Origin of the sequence: Lapillicoccus sp., from assembly GCF_046595215.1 — a bacterium.
Classification (GTDB): Bacteria; Actinomycetota; Actinomycetes; order Actinomycetales; family Dermatophilaceae; genus Lapillicoccus.
The window spans coordinates 26684-45033 of record NZ_JBKJPP010000216.1 but is presented as its reverse complement, the minus strand read 5'-3'; the positions used below and the strand labels follow the sequence as shown (position 1 = coordinate 45033).

General features: G+C 71.2%; 20 protein-coding genes. 6 read left to right on the top strand and 14 right to left on the bottom strand.

Annotation, left to right across the window (positions count from 1 at the left end; translation table 11 throughout):
• The 8 genes from ACLL9L_RS18595 to ACLL9L_RS18560 form a co-directional block, all read right to left on the bottom strand.
• Nucleotides 1-206 (bottom strand): hypothetical protein (locus ACLL9L_RS18595; RefSeq protein ID WP_411286142.1); only part of this gene is annotated, 206 nt, incomplete at its 3' end.
• Nucleotides 207-355: 149 nt separating this feature from the next.
• On the bottom strand, nt 356-943 hold the full coding sequence (locus ACLL9L_RS18590; protein ID WP_411286141.1) for a hypothetical protein: 588 nt from the start codon (nt 941-943) through the stop codon (nt 356-358).
• 100 nt (nt 944-1043) lie between these two features.
• Nucleotides 1044-1460, bottom strand: coding sequence for an SRPBCC family protein (locus tag ACLL9L_RS18585; RefSeq protein WP_411286140.1), 417 nt, complete (start codon nt 1458-1460; stop codon nt 1044-1046).
• Between the two features lie 309 nt (nt 1461-1769).
• Complete coding sequence (locus ACLL9L_RS18580; protein WP_411286139.1) at nt 1770-2501, bottom strand: gamma-glutamyl-gamma-aminobutyrate hydrolase family protein; 732 nt, start codon at nt 2499-2501, stop codon at nt 1770-1772.
• 3 nt (nt 2502-2504) lie between these two features.
• On the bottom strand, nt 2505-3272 hold the full coding sequence (locus ACLL9L_RS18575) for a 3-oxoacyl-ACP reductase (RefSeq protein ID WP_411286138.1): 768 nt from the start codon (nt 3270-3272) through the stop codon (nt 2505-2507).
• A 56-nt stretch (nt 3273-3328) separates the two neighbouring features.
• The gene (locus ACLL9L_RS18570) at nt 3329-4684 is read right to left on the bottom strand and encodes an aldehyde dehydrogenase family protein (RefSeq protein ID WP_411286137.1); all 1356 of its coding nucleotides are present in this window, start codon (nt 4682-4684) and stop codon (nt 3329-3331) included.
• Between the two features lies 1 nt (nt 4685).
• A complete protein-coding gene (locus tag ACLL9L_RS18565) occupies nt 4686-6059 on the bottom strand; it encodes a glutamine synthetase family protein (RefSeq protein ID WP_411286136.1) in 1374 nt (457 codons plus the stop codon).
• Between the two features lie 20 nt (nt 6060-6079).
• Nucleotides 6080-6808, bottom strand: a complete 729-nt coding sequence (locus ACLL9L_RS18560) for a FadR/GntR family transcriptional regulator (RefSeq protein ID WP_411286135.1) — start codon at nt 6806-6808, stop codon at nt 6080-6082.
• 172 nt (nt 6809-6980) lie between these two features.
• Between ACLL9L_RS18560 and ACLL9L_RS18555 the strand changes: the two genes are divergently transcribed.
• Nucleotides 6981-8537 carry an amino acid permease gene (locus ACLL9L_RS18555; RefSeq protein ID WP_411286134.1) on the top strand — a complete coding sequence of 519 codons (1557 nt, stop codon included), beginning with the start codon at nt 6981-6983 and terminating at the stop codon, nt 8535-8537.
• A 43-nt stretch (nt 8538-8580) separates the two neighbouring features.
• On the opposite strand, the gene ACLL9L_RS18550 is transcribed toward ACLL9L_RS18555, so the two are convergent.
• The gene (locus tag ACLL9L_RS18550) at nt 8581-8979 is read right to left on the bottom strand and encodes a PPOX class F420-dependent oxidoreductase (protein WP_411286133.1); all 399 of its coding nucleotides are present in this window, start codon (nt 8977-8979) and stop codon (nt 8581-8583) included.
• A gap of 103 nt (nt 8980-9082) precedes the next feature.
• Here ACLL9L_RS18550 and ACLL9L_RS18545 point away from each other — a divergent pair, with 103 nt between their 5' ends.
• Nucleotides 9083-11260 carry a glycosyltransferase gene (locus ACLL9L_RS18545; protein WP_411286132.1) on the top strand — a complete coding sequence of 726 codons (2178 nt, stop codon included), beginning with the start codon at nt 9083-9085 and terminating at the stop codon, nt 11258-11260.
• The gene (locus ACLL9L_RS18540) at nt 11257-12570 is read left to right on the top strand and encodes a nucleotide disphospho-sugar-binding domain-containing protein (protein WP_411286131.1); all 1314 of its coding nucleotides are present in this window, start codon (nt 11257-11259) and stop codon (nt 12568-12570) included. Before ACLL9L_RS18545 ends, ACLL9L_RS18540 begins: the two co-directional genes overlap by 4 nt.
• A 126-nt stretch (nt 12571-12696) precedes the next feature.
• Here ACLL9L_RS18540 and ACLL9L_RS18535 read toward each other — a convergent pair whose 3' ends face one another.
• Together ACLL9L_RS18535 and ACLL9L_RS18530 are read right to left on the bottom strand one after the other, a co-directional pair.
• A complete protein-coding gene (locus ACLL9L_RS18535; RefSeq protein ID WP_411286130.1) occupies nt 12697-13101 on the bottom strand; it encodes a DUF1622 domain-containing protein in 405 nt (134 codons plus the stop codon).
• Between the two features lie 50 nt (nt 13102-13151).
• On the bottom strand, nt 13152-13529 hold the full coding sequence (locus ACLL9L_RS18530; RefSeq protein ID WP_411286129.1) for a DUF3253 domain-containing protein: 378 nt from the start codon (nt 13527-13529) through the stop codon (nt 13152-13154).
• A 69-nt stretch (nt 13530-13598) separates the two neighbouring features.
• Here ACLL9L_RS18530 and ACLL9L_RS18525 point away from each other — a divergent pair, with 69 nt between their 5' ends.
• The gene (locus tag ACLL9L_RS18525; protein ID WP_411286128.1) at nt 13599-14525 is read left to right on the top strand and encodes an NADP-dependent oxidoreductase; all 927 of its coding nucleotides are present in this window, start codon (nt 13599-13601) and stop codon (nt 14523-14525) included.
• Between the two features lie 22 nt (nt 14526-14547).
• Here the strand turns inward: ACLL9L_RS18525 and ACLL9L_RS18520 are convergent, their stop codons facing one another.
• Entirely contained in the window at nt 14548-14691 is a 144-nt protein-coding gene (locus tag ACLL9L_RS18520) for a hypothetical protein (RefSeq protein ID WP_411286127.1), read from the bottom strand.
• The gene (locus tag ACLL9L_RS18515; RefSeq protein ID WP_411286126.1) at nt 14691-15284 is read right to left on the bottom strand and encodes a hypothetical protein; all 594 of its coding nucleotides are present in this window, start codon (nt 15282-15284) and stop codon (nt 14691-14693) included. The genes ACLL9L_RS18520 and ACLL9L_RS18515 overlap by 1 nt, the downstream gene beginning before the upstream one ends.
• Nucleotides 15285-15373: 89 nt before the next feature.
• On the opposite strand from ACLL9L_RS18515, the gene ACLL9L_RS18510 reads away from it, so the two are divergent.
• Nucleotides 15374-15763 carry a TraR/DksA family transcriptional regulator gene (locus ACLL9L_RS18510; RefSeq protein ID WP_411286125.1) on the top strand — a complete coding sequence of 130 codons (390 nt, stop codon included), beginning with the start codon at nt 15374-15376 and terminating at the stop codon, nt 15761-15763.
• Between the two features lie 124 nt (nt 15764-15887).
• A complete protein-coding gene (locus ACLL9L_RS18505) occupies nt 15888-16349 on the top strand; it encodes an SRPBCC family protein (protein WP_411286124.1) in 462 nt (153 codons plus the stop codon).
• A gap of 34 nt (nt 16350-16383) precedes the next feature.
• Here ACLL9L_RS18505 and ACLL9L_RS18500 read toward each other — a convergent pair whose 3' ends face one another.
• Nucleotides 16384-18003: a phytoene desaturase family protein gene (locus ACLL9L_RS18500; RefSeq protein ID WP_411286123.1), complete on the bottom strand. Its 1620-nt coding sequence runs from the start codon at nt 18001-18003 to the stop codon at nt 16384-16386.
• Nucleotides 18004-18350 lie beyond the last annotated feature (347 nt).

The following is an 18350-nucleotide window of genomic DNA, read 5'->3' as shown; positions in this document are numbered from 1 at the left end:
GGGACCTGCGGCAGGGTGGCGTTCCTTGCTGCGGCGACGAACGCCGTCTCGTCCTTCAGGTGCGTCCTGCCGGGGGTGCCGGGGGCGTAGTTGGCGACGTCGTTGAACGGCTGGCGGTGGTACTGGACGTTGGCGCCCGGTGTCCCGGCCACGGCAGCGTCCCAGCCGCCCGAGTACCAGTTCCACGTTACGCCGACCGAGCTCATCCGGTCGCCGATGTTCGGGTCTGGGGCGTCGTCGATGAGCGGGATCGTCGCACCGAAGGACGACGCGGGCGGGCTGGACGGCCGGGCTCACCACAGGGCCGTGGGCGACCGGCAGTCCCCAAGCCGTTGTGGTGATCCCGGCGGCCGGGTCACCAACGGTGTGCGACGTCGATGACCACTCGTGATCCCGTGCCCGGCCCGGCCAGGACGAAGACGCGGAATGGCAGCCGAGCCCGAACGCCGAGTCCGATGTTCGACTGGCCCTCAAAACTACCCGCGGAAGCGACTTGCCGGAACGTCCGGTAGCCCGTGACCGACGTCAGCTCGCCCGGGACGGCGGGGGAGTAGGTCGAGTTCCCGGTGTTGATGTCGTTCGTGGGGGAGTGAACGACGATCTGCAGCCGTGCGCCTCCGCGCAGCTGCACGACGTCACCTCTGGGATCGTTGAAGACGGTCGAGACGTAGGTCGCCGACGCGGCGGCGCCCCCTGACCTGACATCGAGGACCAGCCGGTCGTAGCACGCGTGCCGACCACTGCGGACGTTGACGAGCGCGCTCGAGATGGTGGGGTCGGACGGCACGCTGAGTGAGGCCTCCTTGGGGAGCGAGCCCCACGTCAGGGCGCAGGAGGGCGCGGCAGAGGCCGTGGTGGCGGTCAGCCCCACGGAAGCCGTGGCCGCGAACAGCGCGGCCATGATCGAGGAGCGGACGATGTGCAGGCGATGACGGGTTGTCATGACAGGTCCTCCTTCCGGACACCTCTACAGACGCTGGGCTCCGGTCAGAGGTTGACCTGCGCAGGTTGCACGGCGACCACGCGGGCAGGGGTCCTGAGGATCAGCCGGCGGCGGACTCCTCCGCTGCGGTCTTGATCCCGACCAGGGTCTCCTCGAGGCGCGAGTCGATGGATGGACCTGCGGTCCGCTCGGTGTGCAGACGCACCGTCAGATGTGAGGTGCCCTCGGCATCACCGGGGTCGACGTCCAGCTCCCCTCGGTAGTCGTTCGGCCCGGGAGCGCCCCAAGCGAGCGTCCTTCCCTCCTGCTTCACCGACACCCAGGCCTCGCCCTCGACGTCCCTCTCAGGGCCATCCGGCGGGTTGAGGTGTGCGGTCACCCGCACGCGGTCGTCGCCCGCCGGCTCCACAGAGGTCAGCTGCGGCAGGAAGCGAGGGAGGTTCTGGACGTCACCGAGATAGGAGAAGAGTAGTTGTGGCTCGACGTTGACAGTCGTGGACTTCTCGTAGTCACCCATGACGTTGCTCTACCCCCTCCTGCCGCCCCGAAACGCCTGCGGACGCTCGGCCCTCGGATCCGTCTGCGTGCACAGCCTGCTCCCGCTCGGTGCATGTCGTCCCCGGGCCACCCTCCTTGCGCGTCGCAGCCCGGTGGGCCGCACGGGTCGCGCAGCATCCGCGGAGTCGCCGGTGTGCGAGGCTCACAGCTGCGTGGGCTCACAGCACGGGTAGTCGAAGTTCGGTGTTGCCGTCAATGACGGTCTCGTTGATCCTGGCGACGAACGGACCCTCGGGCGGCACCGCGTGGTGTCCGACGGTTCCCCGGATCAGCTCGCGACGGGAGGGACCGGCCCTCGTGCGGCGGCCGCGACCAGGCCCCGGAAGAGGCCGGCGTCCTCGCGTGTCTCGGGATGCCACTGAACCCCCAGCACGAACCTGTCGCCGGGACGCTCAATGGACTCCAGTGTCCCGTCCGCCGCCGCGGCGGCGACGGCGTAGCCCGGGTGGGCGTCGACCGACTGGTGGTGGTGGCAGCCGACCTGCAGCCGGTCACCGAGGAGAGTTCTCAACCGCGAACCCACGACGACCGCCACCTCGACGTCTCCGAAGCGGTCCCCACCGGGGTCGTGCAGGTCGGTGCCCGTCACCTCGGGCGTGTGCTGGTGCAGCGAGCCGCCCCCGTGGACCGCCATGAGCTGCATCCCCCGGCAGATCCCGAGCACCGGCAGTCCTCGCACGTCAGCCGCGTCGAGGAGCGCCAGCTCCCAGCCGTCGCGGTCCCGGGCCCACCGCACGGTCCGTGCGTGCGGCTCCGCGCCATAGCGCGACGGCTCGACGTCGGCGCCACCGGCGATGACCAGGCCGTCCAGCCTGGCCACGACGGCGGTCGCGTCCCGCGCGCAGCGGCGCGGCGAGGAAGGAGGAGGCAGCAGCACCGGTATGCCGTCCGCGCTCTCGATCGCGACGGCATACGGCGTCGGCAGCAGGTCGGCGGACTGCGTCCAGATCCCCCAGCTGGCCTCTTCGCGGTAGGTGGTGATGCCGATGAGGGGGCGCACGGGTCAGACCGGGGTGACGTAGGCGCCCGAGATGCCTCCGTCGACGAGGAAGGTGCTCGCCGTCATGAAGCTCGACTCGTCGCAGGCCAGGAACAGCGCGGCGTTGGCCATCTCACGGGGTTCGGCGAAGCGACCCATGGGGATGTGCACGAGCCGGCGTCGGGCCGCCTCCTCGTCCTTGGCGAACAGTTCCTGCAGGAGGGGGGTGTTGACCGGGCCGGGGCAGAGCGCGTTGACGCGCACCCCCTGGCGGGCGAACTGCACCCCTAGCTCGCGCGACATCGACAACACGCCACCCTTGGAGGCCGAGTAGGAGATCTGCGAGGTGGCGGCGCCCATGACGGCCACGAACGAGGCGGTGTTGATGATCGAGCCCTTGCCCTGCTCGATCATGTACGGCAGGGCAGCCTTGCAGCAGAGGTAGACGCTGGTGAGGTTGACCTCCTGCACCCGACGCCAGGCGTCGAGGTCCGTGTCGAGGATCGAGTCGTCCTCCGGCGGTGAGATGCCGGCGTTGTTGAAGGCGACGTCGACCGACCCGAAGGTGTTCTTGGCGGCGGCGAACAGCGCGTCCACGTCGCCCTTGCTGGTCACGTCGCAGTGCACGAAGAGACCGTCGACCCGCTGCGCGATCTCGTCTCCGCGGGCGTCGTCGAGGTCCCCGATGACAACCCGGGCACCCTCCTCGGCAAAGCGTTCGACGGTGGCCAACCCGATCCCTGAGCAACCACCTGTGATGACGGCAACCCGGCCCTCGAGACGTCTGGTCATGACTTCCTTTCCCCGTTCGCCCGGGCGAGGCAGGCCCGCGCCCGACGAACTTTCCTCTAGTTGGCGATGAACACGTTCTTCTCCTCGGTGAACGCCCGGGGCGCGTCGGGGCCAAGCTCGCGGCCGAGGCCGGACTGCTTGAATCCTCCGAACGGTGTCCAGTAACGCACCGAGGAATGGCTGTTGACACTGAGGTTGCCGGCGTCCACACCACGCGCGACGCGCAGGGCCCGGCCGACGTCGGAGGTGAAGATCGACCCCGACAGTCCGTAGTCCGTGTCGTTGGCGAGCTCCACCGCATGGGCCTCGTCGTCGAACGGCAGCACCGCCACGACCGGCCCGAACACCTCCTCGCGCCAGATCGGCTCGGCGGTCGACCCGGGGATGACCACGGTGGGCGGCACCCAGAAGCCGGGCCCGTCCGGCGTGGTCCCGGCAAAGGCGACCTCGATGCCCGCCAGGTGACCCAGCACGCGGTCGCGCTGCAGCGCGGAGATGAGGGGGCCCATCTCGCTCGACCGGTCGGTCGGCTCAATGACCTTCAGGCCCCGGACCGCCGTCTCGAGCAGGCCGAGGAACTCGTCGTGGACCGAACGCTCAATGAGGATGCGAGAGCGGGAGCAGCAGTCCTGGCCGGCGTTGTCGAACGCGGCGTACGGCGCACTCGCTGCCGCTGCCGCGAGGTCGGCGTCGGCGAAGATGATGTTGGCGCTCTTTCCCCCCAGCTCGAGGGTGCAACGTTTCACCTGGTCGGCGCAGCCACGCATGACCTGCTTGCCGACCTCGGTGGACCCGGTGAAGCACACCTTGCGCACGAGGGGGTGGGTGACGAACCGCTCGCCGACCACCGACCCCTTGCCGGGGATGATGGTGAGCACTCCCTCCGGCAGGCCGGCCTCGATCGCCAGCTCTCCGAGCCGGATCGCGGTCAGGGGCGTCAGCTCGGCTGGCTTGAGCACCACGGTGTTGCCCGCGGCCAGGGCCGGCGCGAAACCCCAAGCGGCGATGGGCATCGGGAAGTTCCACGGGACAATGATGCCGACGACGCCGAGCGGTTCGTGGAAGGTCAGGTCGACACCCCCGGGCACGGGGATCTGTCGGCCGAACATCCGCTCGGGGGCTGCCGAGTAGTAGTTGAGGCAGTCGCGGACGTTGCCGGCCTCCCACGTCGCGTTGCCCCACGTGTGTCCGGCGTTGCGCACCTCGATCGTCGCGAGCTCGTCGATGTGCTCGTCCACGATCGAGGCGAAACGCCGCAGCAGTCGTGCCCGCTCACCGGGCGCGACGGCACGCCAGGCAGGGAACGCCGCGTGGGCCCGCTCGATCCAGGCGTCGACCTCCACGACGGACGCGAGGTGGACCTCGGTGAACGGCTCCGCGGTGGTGGGGTCGATGACGGCGTAGGAACCCATGTCACATCCTCTCGAAGCTACGTCGCAGCTCCCAGTCGGTCACGGCCGCGTCGAAGGCGGCCAGCTCGACGTCGGCCATGTTGGTGTAATGGTCGACGACCTCGTCCCCGAAGACGGCGCGCGCGACGCTCGAGGTCGTGAAGGCATCGCGAGCGGCGCGAAGGGTGTGAGGCACCGTCGGCAGCCCCGACGTGTAGGCGTTGCCCGTCGTCGCCGGGCCGAGCTCCAGCTCGTGCTCGATGCCGTGCAGACCTCCGCCGACCATGGCAGCGATGGCGAGGTAGGGGTTGACGTCACCGCCGGGGAGCCTGTTCTCCATCCGGGCCGAGGGTCCGTGGCCGACGAGCCGGACGGCGCAGGTGCGGTTGTCGCTGCCCCAGGCGATCGTCGTGGGGGCGAATGAGCCCTTGGCAAAACGTTTGTAGGAGTTGACGTTCGGGGCGTATAGCAGGGTGAAGTCAGCCATCGTCGCCAGGACGCCCGCGACGAAGTGGTCGTACAGCGCCGAGCGGGCACCGGTCTCCTGGTCCCAAAACACCAGCTCGCCGTCGGCTCCGCGCAGCGAGAGGTGGATGTGGCACGAGTTGCCCTCCCGCTCGTTGTACTTGGCCATGAAGGTCAGCGACTTGCCGTGCAGGGAGGCGATCTCCTTGGCAGCGGTCTTGTAGACCGCGTGGTTGTCCGCGGTCACCATGGCCCCGTCGTAGAGGAAGCCGATCTCGTGCTGCCCGGGGTTGCACTCACCCTTGGCACCCTCGACGTTCATGCCCGCGGCATACATCGTGTTACGGATGTCGCGCAGCAGCGGCTCGACCCGGGAGGTCCCGACGATCGAGTAGTCGACGTTGTACTGGTTCGACGGCGTCAGACCGTCGTAGTTGGCGGCCCACGCCTCCTCATAGGTGTCGTTGAAGAGGATGAACTCCAGCTCGGTTCCCGAGATCGCCGACCACCCTCGCTCGGCGACCCGACCCAGCTGCCGGGCCAGCACCCGTCGCGGAGACGGCTCAACCGGCTCGTGGTCGGTGCGGATGAGGTCGCACTGGACCATCGCGGATCCGGGCAGGTGGGGCAGCGCCCGGATGGTCGAGAAGTCCGGCCGGAACTCCATGTCGCCGTAGCCCTGCTCCCAGGAGGTCATCGCATAGCCGTCGACGGTGTTCATCTCGACGTCGACCCCGAGCAGGTAGTTACACCCCTCGGTGCCGCTCTCGAGCGCCACGTCGATGAAGTATGCCGCGTGCAGACGTTTGCCCTGCAGCCTCCCCTGCATGTCGGTGAAGGCCAGGACGACCGTGTCGATCGACCCGTCGAAGATCCTGGCCTTGAGGACCTCGAGGGTCCACATCCTCGGGTTGGGCAGGGGTGCGGTCATCGCGTTTCTCACTTCCGGGTTCAGCCGAGCAGTCCACGCAGCAGGGCAGCAGTGTCATCACAGTGGCTCTCCATCGCCCGACGAGCCCGGGTGGGGTCACCGCGCAGGATCGCCGAGACCACCGTCTGGTGCTGGCGGTTGGAGTGGGTGATGTTGGCATCGAGGACCGGGATCTGGGCCAGCAGGTCGTGCAGGTCCGACTGGGCCGAGGCCACGGCCCGCATGGTGAGCGGGGACTGCGTGACGGCGGCGATCACCAGGTGGAAACGGGAGTCCGCCTGTCGGTGCGCGGCGTGGTCCTTGGCGAGGGCGACCTCGCGGTGGGCATCGGAGAGCAGGTCGCGCTGGCGAGGGGTGAGGTCACGGCTGGCGGCGATGTATGCCGCTCCGGGCTCGACCACGCGCCGGAAGACGAGGGCGTCCTGCAGGTGGGCGCCCCTGTCGGAGAGGTCAGCCCGGCCCCGGGCGTCGGGGGGAGAGGCCGTGTAGACGACCTCGGTCCCGCCCCCCCGGCCGCGTCGCGTCTCGACGAACCCGGCCGCACGCAACGCCGCGATCGCCTCCCTCAGCGTCGATCTCGAGACGCCCATCAGTGCGGCGAGCTCTCGCTCCGGGGGGAGGGTGCTGCCGCGGAGGTAGACCCCCAGGCGGATGGCCGTGGCGAGCTGCTCGACGCAGGTCTCGAAGGGGTGCCCGCGGATCGGGCGCAGCACGACGGCGCTCAGCTCGATGCTCGCTCCGACCGTCACGCGTGCCAGTGTCCAGAACGATGGACGGCTCTGTCAACAGCGGCCCGACTTCAGACCTTTAGCGGGTCCGGGTCTAGACGCCGTGGAATGCGCGGCACTAGCATCGCCCCAATCTCGCTGACTGCAACGGCATTTCAACTACAACCGAAGTTCACCTGCATTGGGAGTTCATATGGCTGACCTGTCCGAGCTGTCCTCCGACGAGCGGCGCCTCGCCGAACTCGGCTACAAGCAGGAGCTTGACCGCAACTGGTCGGGGTTCTCGAACTTCGCAATCTCGTTCTCGATCATCTCGATCCTCGCCGGCTGCTTCACGACCTTCTACCAGGCGTGGCAGAACGGAGGACCTGTCGCGATCTCCTGGGGCTGGCCGATCGTCTCACTGCTGATCCTCGTCATCGGCCTGACGATGTCCGAGCTGGTCTCCGCCTACCCGACGTCCGGTGGCATCTACTGGTGGGCGGCCAAGATGGGTGGGCCCGCCGCGGGGTTCTTCACGGGCTGGCTCAACCTCATCGGTCTGCTCGCCGTCACGGCGTCGGTCGCCTACGGTGCGGCGACCTTCTTCGACCTCACCCTGGGCACGGTGTCGCAGGATTGGCACGACGGCGCCAGCCTGACCCGCACCTACCTCATCTTCCTCGTCATTCTGCTTCTCACTGCGGTCCTGAACATCTTCGGCGGCCACCTCATGGCGGTCATCAACAATGTCTCCGTCTGGTGGCACGTCGCCGGAGCCGCGATCGTCGTCATCGTGCTGGCGGTGGTGCCCACGACACACCAGGCGATCAGCTGGGTGTTCACGCACCGGGTCAACAACTCCGGCTTCGACGACGGCGCGGTGGCCAACCTCAAGTACTGGTTCCTCGTGCTGCCCCTCGGCCTGCTCCTCACGCAGTACACGATCACGGGCTACGACGCGTCGGCCCACCTCTCGGAGGAGACCGAGGCGGCGTCCGAGGCCGCAGCCAAGGGGATCTGGCGGTCCATCGCCTACTCCGCCATCGGCGGCTACGTGCTGCTCCTGTCCTTCCTCTTCGCCGTCCAGGACCCGCAGGGCCTCAGCGACGGGGCCGGCGCCGTGGACGTGATCTTCGGGCAGGCACTCCCCACCGGGTGGCACTTCCTCATCCTGTTCATCTCCACGGCCGGTCAGCTCTTCTGCGGTGCGGCGTGCATGACCTCGACCTCGCGGATGGCCTTCGCCTTCAGCCGTGACGGTGCCATGCCCGGCTCCCACCTCTGGGCCAAGGTCAACCCGCGCACCAAGGTCCCGCAGAACGCCGTCATCCTCTCGACCGTGATCGGCGCCCTCATCACCGCTCCCGCGCTCGTCAGCGTGGGCGGGACGCCCGTGGCCTTCCTTGCGGTCGTCTCGATCGCCGTCATCGGGCTCTACCTCGCTTTCGCCGTGCCGATCTTCCTGCGTTGGCGGATGCGCGACGAGTTCGTCCCCGGCTCGTGGACCCTCGGCAGCAGGTACAAGTGGATGAACCTGCTCGCCGTCGCGGAGATCGCCATCGTCTCGGTCTACTTCGTCCTGCCATTCACGCCGGCCGGGACGCCGGGCAACGAGGCCTTCACGTGGAGCTCGGTGAACTACGCCCCGATCCTCACCCTCGGCACCCTGCTCGTCCTCGCGATCTGGTGGCGGGTCTCGGCGCGGCACTGGTTCACCGGCCCGAAGCACACCATCGACCGGGACGTCATCGACGCGTTCGACGACTGACACCCGTGCGCGGGAGCGACCGACCGGGCAAACGGGCCGGCCGTCAGGCCGGGGTGATCCGCAGGATCACCCTCGGCTTGCGGCCCGCCCGGCCCAGCCGTTCGATCATCATCACGACCCGGAACTCCCACCGGTACTTCTTCCGGATGCCGTCCGTGAGGCGTTCGACGCCGTCGGCGTCCCCGACGACCTGTGCGACACCGGCCACGGGCGGCACGCCACCGTCCACCGTGCCCCTGCGGCTGCAGGGGCGCAGCTCGACGCGGGGGTCGGCGCGCAGGCGCCTGACCTTGCCGCTGGCTGCCGGGGTGGTGACGGTGAGGGCGTCGCCGTCCCGACCGATCCACACCGGCACCGACACGGCCTCTCCCGAGCGCCGGAAGGTGGTGAGGGACACGAAGCTCTCGTCGCCGAGGGCGGAGAAGGTCGGGACGGACGTCATCTCCCGACCGTAGCCGACCCGCCCAGACACCCCCCGCCACCCCCCGGTACCTCGGACGGAGGCCGTCCGCGAACCCCGACAGGGGCCGAACTACCATGCCCCCATGGATCGCGCCGCCGCAGCCATCGCCACGACCGTCGCCCTGGACGCCGTCCGTCGAGCACCGTCGATGCTCGCGGCGCTGCGTCGATCGGGGGACCTCGACGCCGCTGCGCGCGGTGACGGTGACGCGTCGTTGGAGTTGTTGCGAGCCGCCGCCCACGACGGCACCGACCAGGTCACCGCCATCGTCGCGGTCCACGCACTGGCGGCGGTCCACAGCCCTTCGGCGGCCGACGTGTTGGCCCTGCTGCTCGTCGGCGGCTCTCCAGCTGTCGTGGACCACGCCGCGTGGGCACTGGGGCGACAACAGCCGGTGCCGGCGGCCCTCCCGCTGCTGGTCGAGATGGTCGCCGACGGCGACTTCAGGGGAATGCTGGCACAGCTGACCCTGGAGTCGTGGGCCCCAACGGTGCCGGGTGCCGTCCTGGCCCAGCTGGAGGCCGCCTGGGAGGGAGAGTCTGACCCCGGCGCCCGGGCGCGCCTCGTCGAGACGGCGGGGCTCGTCCCCGGGGTCGCGACGACCAGCCCCCTGCTCGCCCGGGCCCTCGACCCGGCCGAGGCCCTCGCCGCGAGGGCCGCCGCGCTCGCGGCCCTCGGCGACCGTCCGGCATACCTCACCGGTCACGTCTCCGCGGCGTTGCGCGACCTCGCGAACGGCACCGATGCCCTGGCCGGCGTGGCCCGGCTGGCACAGCACGACCTCGCCAGCTCCGGTCCCGACCTGCCGCGTCATACCGACCGCGGACTCACCATGGCCCAGCTGTTCCTGCACGCCGACATCGACAGCAGCCTGTCGCACGCAGGCCAGGGTGACACTGGCGGCATCGCCACCCTGCTGGTCCACCTCGGTGACGCGATCCTCGATGGGCCGGGGCCCATCGACCGCGTCCTGACGATCTTCCGCGGCTGGCCCGACGACGGCCCCGACGCCCTGGCCGGGCTCGAGCCCCCCGGGCACCACTACGCGTCGGTGCCCTTCTTCGGGCCCAAGGTGGCGGCCGCCGACTCCTGGCCCCTGCGGGTGGCCGCGTGGCGCGGTGTCCGTCGGATCCTGCGCGCCGCCGGCCCGGTCGACGTGCTCCACCTCCGGATGGCCGACGTCGGGTCGATGGCGGCTGCCGCCGCTGCCCGCGACCTCGGCATCCCGGTGGTGCTCACCATGGCCCCCGATCCGCAGGCCCTCATCGCCGCCCGGGAGCGGGCCGGCACGCTGACGCGACGGACCTTCGGCGACGCAGACCGCCGCGAGCACCTCTTTTTTCGCGACCGGCTCCTGCACACGTTGGCCGGGCAGGCCGAGCACGTGGTCCTGTTCCCCCGACCGGACCTGGCGACTGATGCGCGCGACCTCCTCGGCCTGGACCTGAGCCTGCGGGCCCACGACACCTCGGTCGTCGCGGAGGGGGTGGAGCTGACGGCGCTCGACCGGGCCTCGCGCGAGGTGCGCGGGGCCCCGCCTGCCGGACCGGGCACGAGCGAGGCGCTGGCAGCCCTGGACGAGCTGCTGGGTCACCTCCCGGCGGCGCGACGCGGGCTGCCGATCGCCGTCACCGTGGGGCGGCTGCACCGGGTCAAGGGGATGGCGACCCTCGTACGGTCCTGGGTGGCGGACCCGTTGCTGGGGTCGCGGTGCAACCTGCTCGTCGTCGGCGGTGACCTCGAGCAGCCCAACGACGATGAGTCCGGAGAGCTGTCTCTCATCGATGCGGCCGTCGGTCGAGACGCGGCAGCGGGCCGCGGGCTGCTCCTCGCCGGGCACCGCCCGAACGCGACCGTGGCCGTGTGGTTGGCGGCTGTGCGCCATGGTCGGGCGGGACTCGCTGCGGCGGGCGGCGTCTACGTCTCGGCCAGCCTCAAGGAGGAGTTCGGCATCGCGATCCTCGAGGCGATGGGCAGTGGTCTCGTCGTCGTCGCTCCCGATGCGGGTGGGCCGCCGACCTACGTCGAGGACGGGGTGACCGGCATCCTCGCCGACACGCTGTCGGAGCCGGCGCTGGCCGCAGCCGTCCGGGCCGCCCTCACGCTCGCGGTGGGGCCGGGGGCGGGGGAGCGGGCCGCCCGGGCGCAGACCATGGTCCGCGAGCGCTTCAGCATCGGCACGATGGCCTCGGCCCTCGCCGCCGTCTACGAGCGCGTCGGCACGACGGCGTATGCCGTTGCCGCCGGGTCCGCGCGGTGACCCTGCTCGTGATCAGCCCCGACTATGCGTCGCATCTCTATCCCCTCGCCACTCTCGCGACCGCCTGGCAGGACGTCGACGAACGGGTCGTCGTCGCGACGGGTCCCGCGACCGACTCCATCGTGCGGGGGTTCGGTTTCGAGCGCGAGCACCTGGCGCTGGCCCGGGGTTCGAACCCCGGGGTGATCCGCGCCGAGGACCAGCCCCGCGGCGAGGATGACGCGCTGCGGGGCTTCTTTGCCTCCACTCGTCGTGGAGCGGTCGAGACGTTGGCGTTCCAGGCCATGTCCCGCGGGGACGACCTGCTCTGGGATCCCGTGGGGGTGGCCCGTGACGTGCTGCGCATCGTGGGCACGGTGCAGCCCGACCATGTCGTCGTCGACCACCTCGCCTTCAGCGCCCGGCTGGCCCTGCAGAGCGCGGGGGTCCGCCACGCCGACGTGGTGCTCGGTCACCCGTCGGCGCTGAGCGTCGGGGCCGAGGTCTACGGGTATCCACCGGCCTTCCCCGCCAGGTTCCATACCGACCCGAGTGCCCTGGCGGCACTCAAGCAGCTCTGCGAACGGGTGCGCGAGGCGTTCACGGAACACTGGAACTCGGCCCTGCGGAGCCTCGACCCCGGCGCCATGGCAACGTCGGACGCCTTCGCCGAGACCGGCGACGTCCTGCTGCTGAACTATCCCGTCGAGCTGCACCCGCCCGAGCGCACCGCTCTGCTGCCCGCCCACGCCTTTCTCGGGTCCTCGGTGCGCTCGGAGGCGCGCGACGACGAGGTGCACGCCTGGTTGGCCGAGAGCGGCCCACCTGTGGTCTACGTCAGCTTCGGCAGCTTCCTGTCGGTGCGCGGTGACGTGCTCGCCACGGTCACCGAGGCCCTGCGGGGCCTCGACGTGCGTGTCGCTCTCGCGAGCGGTTCGACGCCAGTGGGGGACCTGGGTGTGGTGCCCCGTTCGTGGCTGGTGCGTGCGGTGCTGCCGCAGGTCACGCTCTTGCAGCACGCCGTCCTCGCCGTCTCCCACGGCGGCAACAACAGCGTGACCGAAGCACTCACGGCGGGAGTTCCCCTGTTGTTGCTGCCTTTCTCCACCGACCAGTTCGCCGGCTCCGCCGCGATCGAGGACGCCGGGTTCGGCGAGGCGCTGGACCCCAATGGCGCCTCCGCGACCGACCTGCGGGAGGCGGCGTCCCGGTTGCTGGCTCTCGCCGGGAAGCCGCGGTCACGACTGGACGCCCTGAGCGCGTCGCTGGTCGCGACGCCGGGCGCCCACCGAGCCAGGGCTGCGTTGGACAGTCCGCCGGAACGGCCCTGACGCACCACCCGCCCGGGTGCGCACGCCCGGTCCTGCCGGCTCCACCCATCACATCCGACCGGCACGGCATACCGCTTCTCGTCACCTGCTGCCTCCTCGTGCCCCCATCATCGAGGTCCACCCTCGTCAGCTCGCGCCGCGACCCGTCGTCGCACTGCCCGGGGAGGCGGCATCGGCCCCGGGGCGGGCCTTCGTCCTCCACCCGTTCCAGGGCCAGGCGCCGTCGATCTCGACCTCGAGGGAAAAGCTCAGGACGATCCTGATGACGACGATCAGCCCCAGCACGCCGACACTCTGCACGGACTGGTCCACGACAATGGTGCGCACGATGTCGGCGATGATGAGCACCTCGAGCCCGAGGAGGATGACCCGCCCGAGGTTGGCCCGCAGGCGCCGGTAGGGGTCGACGTCGTGGCGCAGCACCTGCCGGCCGTACCACGCGAAGGCGAGGATGCCGCCGACCACCATGATGGCGCCGCCGGTGGTCTCGATGACCTTGACGGCGGCGATGGCGAAGTCCTCGTAGCTCACGCGCCCACGCTAGTCCCAGCGTGGGCCGACGCCGGCGGGTGCCCGCCCGGTCAGCCGTCGCGCCGGATCCGGCGGATCCGGATCGGGCCCCTGGCCGTCGACGGGTCGACCCGCTTGCCACCCTGGGTGATCTCGACGTCCCCAGCTGCGACGAGCCGTCGTGCGGCCCGGCGGGCCGGTTCCATCAGCCCCCGCCAGGAGTCGTCGCCCGCGACGGCGCGGGCCGCCTCCGACGGGCAGACCGTGCCCGGGCGCGAGGCGAGCAGCGACAGGATCTCGGCCTCGAGACGCCGGTCGACCGCGGTGACGCCGTGCTTGCGGCACCCGACGCTGCAGTGACGCACCTCGTCCCACGTGTCGGCCCACTTGGCCCGCCAGGTCATCCGCCGTCCGCACGACGCGCAGGTCTTCTCCGGGAGATCGGCCACGCCTTCCATTGTCCGGCATCCGGAATGGTCCAGCGGAATAGCCCTCAGGCAGAGGCAGTTGCGACGAGCATGAAAGCCATCACGTTTGATCACTACGGGGACCCCGAGGTCCTCACCCTCACCGACGTCGACGAGCCCAGGGTGGGCCCGGGGGAGGTGCTCGTCCGGGTCCGGAGCGCCTCGGTCAACCCCGTCGACTGGAAGGTCGTCAAGGGCAACCTCGACGGGGTGCTCCAGACCGTCTTCCCCGCCATCCCCGGGTGGGACGTCGCCGGGGTCGTGGAGCGGGTCGGCTTCGACACCCCGGAGTTCACGGCGGGGGACGAGGTCATGGCCTACGCCCGCAAGGACGTCGTGCAGGGTGGCACGTTCGCCCAGCTCGTCACCGTCCCGGTCCGGGCGCTCGCGCTGAAGCCCGCGTCGCTCGACTGGCATCAGGCTGCGGGGCTGCCGCTCGCCGGGCTCACGGCATACCAGATGATGACCCGCCTGGAGGTCGCCGCCGGAGAGACGGTCCTTGTGCATGCGGCGTCCGGCGGCGTCGGCATCCTTGCCGTGCAGATCGCCGCTGCCATGGGGGCGCGGGTGATCGGCACCGCGTCGGAGGGCAACCACGCGTTCCTGCGTGAGCTGGGCGCCGAGCCGGTGACCTACGGCGACGGGCTGACGGAACGGGTGCGCGAGCTGGCGCCCGATGGCGTCGACGTCGTGACCGACTTCGTCGGGGGCGTCCTCGACGTGACGAGGGCCGTCCTGCGGGCGGGCGGGCGGCACGGCTCGATCACTCAGCCCGAGGTCTCCGAGGCCGGCGGGCTCTACCTCTGGGTGCGACCGGATGCCGCCGGGCTGCGGGCCCTGGCTGACCTTGCCGACGAGGGAGAGCTGACCGTGCCCGTGGCACAGACGTTTTCGCTCGCCAATGCGGCGGATGCCTTCCGGCTGAGCCAGACCGGGCACGTCCGCGGCAAGGTCATCGTCGAGGTCAGCCAGCAGTAGTCCTCGATGAGGGGACTGTCAGTCAGTCGGCGAGCCCCACGAGCTCGCGCAGGACGTCCCCGAACGACCCGACGGGGATCGACAGGTGCCCCTCGGTGTCCAACAGGTGCGAATGCGCCTGTGGCACTGCGTCGCTGAGGGCTTGGCCGTGCGCAAAGGGCACCATCAGGTCGCGCCCGCCCTGCCAGACCGTGGCGGGCACGCTGATGGCGGACAGCTCGAGCCCCAGGGCTCGACGAGCTGGTCAAGCGTGATCTCCCGAAGACCGGGCAGCTCCGAATCGAGGTGGGACCGCAGTGGCGCCTCGCCGGCGAGAACGGCCGTGAACTCGGCGATGTCGTCCTGGCCCATCCCCGCGAGGAAGTCCGGTCCATCCGCGTCGTAGGGCGCGACGCCACAGATGGAGGCGACGGCCTCGGTCCGATCCGGCAGGAGTGGGCACAGGCGATGGCGTGCGGTCCACCTCCCGAGACGCCCGCCATCATCGCCCGGTCGATGCTCAACGCGTCGAGAACGTCCCGGGTGTCGCCCGCGGCGTCGGCGACGGTGCGCCCCGGCTGGGCGGGTGGAGGTGCGGTATCCCGGCCGGGCGAAGGTCACGAGGCGGATGTCGTGCTCGCCGCTCGACGAACCCAGTCGGGGGAAGGCCATCGGGGTGCCGTGGTGCAGGACCCGGACGCGGGTGGGCCCGGGACCCGTGTCGCTGACCTCGAGGACCCGGCCGTCTCGGACACTGACCGCACTGCTGTGCCAGACCATCGGAGGGCACCTGTCCGACACCGGTCGCATGATGTGGCCCCGCACGCGGCCGGAAATAGGGCGAGCCGCGCCGATGTTGTCCAGCTGACATGGACAGAGCACTGCACCCGTCCGCAGGCCCCGGCCTAGCCGCCCGCCTGGAACGCGGGCGCGAGCTCGCGGCGGCTCGTCTGGGCGGGATGCAGGACGACGTGGAGGCCATGATTGCCGCCTCGCTCGACTCGAACGCCGACGACGAGCATGACCCCGAGGGCGCCACGATCGCCTTCGAACGCGCTCAGCTGTCCTCCCTCACCGAGCGCACCCGGCGGCAGCTGTCGGAGCTCGACCAGGCAATCAGCCGTGTGGCGTCGGGGACCTACGGCCGCTGTGAGGCCTGCGACCAGCCCATCGGGGACACCCGTCTCGAGGCGCGACCCTCGGCGCGGACCTGCATCGGATGCGCCCTGCGGGCCGAAGCAGGCACGTCGAGGCGCTGAGGCTCCGACACCGGTGACGGAGGTGAACAGCGCCAGACGGGTTGCCATCCGACGGCGTCGGGTGACTACGGTGGGCATCGGCGGCGCCCACCGCTGGAGCGCCGTGCCGAACAGGGAGTCCGACGTGATCACCGTGACCCGGGAGACCGACGCCTCGCCCCGTGACGTGTGGGCCGTCATCAGCGACGGCTGGTCCTATGCCGGGTGGGTCGTCGGAGCGTCCCGGATCCGTGCTGTCGAGGGGCACTGGCCCGCCAAGGGCTCCCGGATCCACCACTCCGTCGGCGCGTGGCCGGTCCTGCTCGGCGACGAGAGCGTGGTGCTCGAGTCCGAGCCCTCGGCCCTGATCCGGCTGTCTGCACGGGCCCGGCCGGTCGGCGAGGCCTGGGTCGAGATCGTGCTGCTCCCGCACCGCCGTGGGACGCGCATCGAGATGCGCGAGGACGTCCGTAGCGGCCCCGTCACGCTCGTCCCGGCGATGGTGCGGCAGCTGGGAATCGCCCCTCGCAACCGGGAGACCCTGCGCCGCCTGGCCCTGCTCGCCGAGCGCAACGCCCACCCGGACCAGACCTCGACGCTCGGGTGACCTCGGTCCCTGCAGGCGGCCGGCCCCGGACCGGTCAGCGGCCGGCGGGGTCCGCGTACATCCGGTGCAGGGCTCCGAGGGCGAGCCGCCGGCCCGGACGTCCCCACCAGCGCTGGTCGGCCAGGGCGGTGCGGGCGGCGAGGTATCCGCAGGCTCCGTGGACCCCCCCTCCGGGGTGGATCGCGGCACTGCCGAGATAAAGCTGGTCCACGGGCGTGCGCGCCCCCCCGACACCTGGCACCGGGCGGAAGATCAGCTGCTGGAAGAGTTGCTGGGTGCCGCCACCGACGGCGCCGAGACCAAGGTTTTCGTCGGAGGCCTGCAGGTCCGACGGCCGCTGGACCCACCGGTCCAGGACGAGCTCGCCCCACCCGGGCGCGTGCGCCTCGAGCATCTCCTCGGTGCGCTCGACGAGGTCGTCGGCGTCGCGGTCGTCGGTGCTTCCCCGCGGGAGGTGGGTATAGGCCCAGAGGGCCTCGGTGCCGGCTGGTGAGCGCGTCGGGTCGATCGTCGACATCTGGCCCACGAGCGCGAAGGGCCGCCTCGGCGTGCGACCGGTCGTGAGGTCGGCCGACCAGTGGACGAGCCCGGCCATGTCCGCGCCGACGTGGACGACTCCGGCCGACCGCGCGTCGCGCGCGGTCCACGCCGGTGTCCCACGCAACCGGTAGTTGAGCTTGACGGTGGGCAGGTCCCAGGCAAACCGGTCGAGCTGGGCCCGGAACCGCTGGGAAACCGCTTGCTCGTCGAGGAGCCGGTTGTAGAGCGTCGGGGCGCTCGTGTCGGCGATCACCGCGCGCCGGGCACGGACGGCTCCGCTCGCGGTGCGCACCACGTCGGCGCGCCCGGCCACCACGTCGACGCGCTCGACCCGCTCACCGGTCCGGATGTCGACTCCTGCGGCCCGCGCCCGTGCGGCGAGAGCCTCGGCGAGTCGGCCGGATCCGCCCTCGGGAGAGGGGAACCCGACATCCTGGGCGAGCATCGCCATGATCCACCCGAACACCCCGCTGCCCGGGGCGTCGGGGGGGATGTCTGCGTGCATCGCGTTGCCGGCGAGCAGCAGCCGCCCGGCTTCCCCGCGGAACAGCTCCTCACCCATCCTCGTCGTGGGCAGGAGCAGGAACCGGGTGAGCCGGGCCAGGTCGGCCGCACCCACGGCTCGGGCGAACCTCAGCCCGGGGGCCACCGGCGGCCACCGGGTCAGCAGCGCGTCGAGCATCGGCCCCTTGAGGCGTTGCCACTCCTCCACGAGGTCCAGCCACGCCCGTCCGTCGGCGGGGTGCTCGTCGGCGAGCGCAGCGGCGGTGCGCTCGGGGTCTGCGTGGATGGTCGCCCCCCGCTCGTCCTCGGGGGAGGACGGGTGGCTCAGGACGACCTCGGACCGCTGCCAGCGCAGGCCGTGGGACTGCAGGTCGAGAGCGCGCAGCACGGGGGAGGCTGCAGCAAGGGGGTGGCAGGCGCTGAACTCGTCCAGCACCCACCCCTCCCGTTCCACCGAGGAGATGGCGCCCCCGACCTTGTCCCTCGCCTCGAGCAGGACCACGTCCCACCCCGCGTCCGCGAGCGTGGTGGCGGCCACCAGGCCGTGGTGGCCCCCGCCGATGACCACGGCGTCCACGGTCTCGGTGGGGCGGGGCGCGGCACTGGTCATGGTTCCATCGTGGCACCGCCGGTCTCCCGCAGCGACAGCGACCGCCCCGGTCAGCCGTGGCTCCCCCGCGCAGCGCCTGCCTCGCGACGTCGACCCGGGCGATGGCGACGGCCGCCAGCAGGAGGCATGAGCCGGGCGCCGCCCGGTCACCGAGCGACCGCGGACCACCCGGGCCGAGCACCGTGGGCGACGGAGGCGCCGACGAGCACGAGCGGCGCAGGCGACGCACTGGTCGTGACCGGCCGCGACGGCCAGGAGCGCGATGAGGTCGCCACGGCGATGCCCGGGCCGGGGTGGCTGGCCACAGCCCGGGCGCAGCCGGCGAGATGGTCCTGGGCCCAGCGCAG

Coding starts and splice junctions, on each gene's coding strand:
- ACLL9L_RS18550 (WP_411286133.1), bottom strand. CDS start 8,979: ATGACGTCCGTCCCGACCTTCTCCGCCCTCGGCGACGAGAGCTTCGTG.
- ACLL9L_RS18500 (WP_411286123.1), bottom strand. CDS start 18,003: ATGACCAGTGCCGCGCCCCGCCCCACCGAGACCGTGGACGCCGTGGTC.
- ACLL9L_RS18565 (WP_411286136.1), bottom strand. CDS start 6,059: ATGACCGCACCCCTGCCCAACCCGAGGATGTGGACCCTCGAGGTCCTC.
- ACLL9L_RS18575 (WP_411286138.1), bottom strand. CDS start 3,272: ATGACCAGACGTCTCGAGGGCCGGGTTGCCGTCATCACAGGTGGTTGC.
- ACLL9L_RS18555 (WP_411286134.1), top strand. CDS start 6,981: ATGGCTGACCTGTCCGAGCTGTCCTCCGACGAGCGGCGCCTCGCCGAA.
- ACLL9L_RS18515 (WP_411286126.1), bottom strand. CDS start 15,284: ATGGTCTGGCACAGCAGTGCGGTCAGTGTCCGAGACGGCCGGGTCCTC.
- ACLL9L_RS18520 (WP_411286127.1), bottom strand. CDS start 14,691: ATGGTGCCCTTTGCGCACGGCCAAGCCCTCAGCGACGCAGTGCCACAG.
- ACLL9L_RS18525 (WP_411286128.1), top strand. CDS start 13,599: ATGAAAGCCATCACGTTTGATCACTACGGGGACCCCGAGGTCCTCACC.
- ACLL9L_RS18545 (WP_411286132.1), top strand. CDS start 9,083: ATGGATCGCGCCGCCGCAGCCATCGCCACGACCGTCGCCCTGGACGCC.
- ACLL9L_RS18570 (WP_411286137.1), bottom strand. CDS start 4,684: ATGGGTTCCTACGCCGTCATCGACCCCACCACCGCGGAGCCGTTCACC.
- ACLL9L_RS18590 (WP_411286141.1), bottom strand. CDS start 943: ATGACAACCCGTCATCGCCTGCACATCGTCCGCTCCTCGATCATGGCC.
- ACLL9L_RS18510 (WP_411286125.1), top strand. CDS start 15,374: ATGGACAGAGCACTGCACCCGTCCGCAGGCCCCGGCCTAGCCGCCCGC.
- ACLL9L_RS18585 (WP_411286140.1), bottom strand. CDS start 1,460: ATGGGTGACTACGAGAAGTCCACGACTGTCAACGTCGAGCCACAACTA.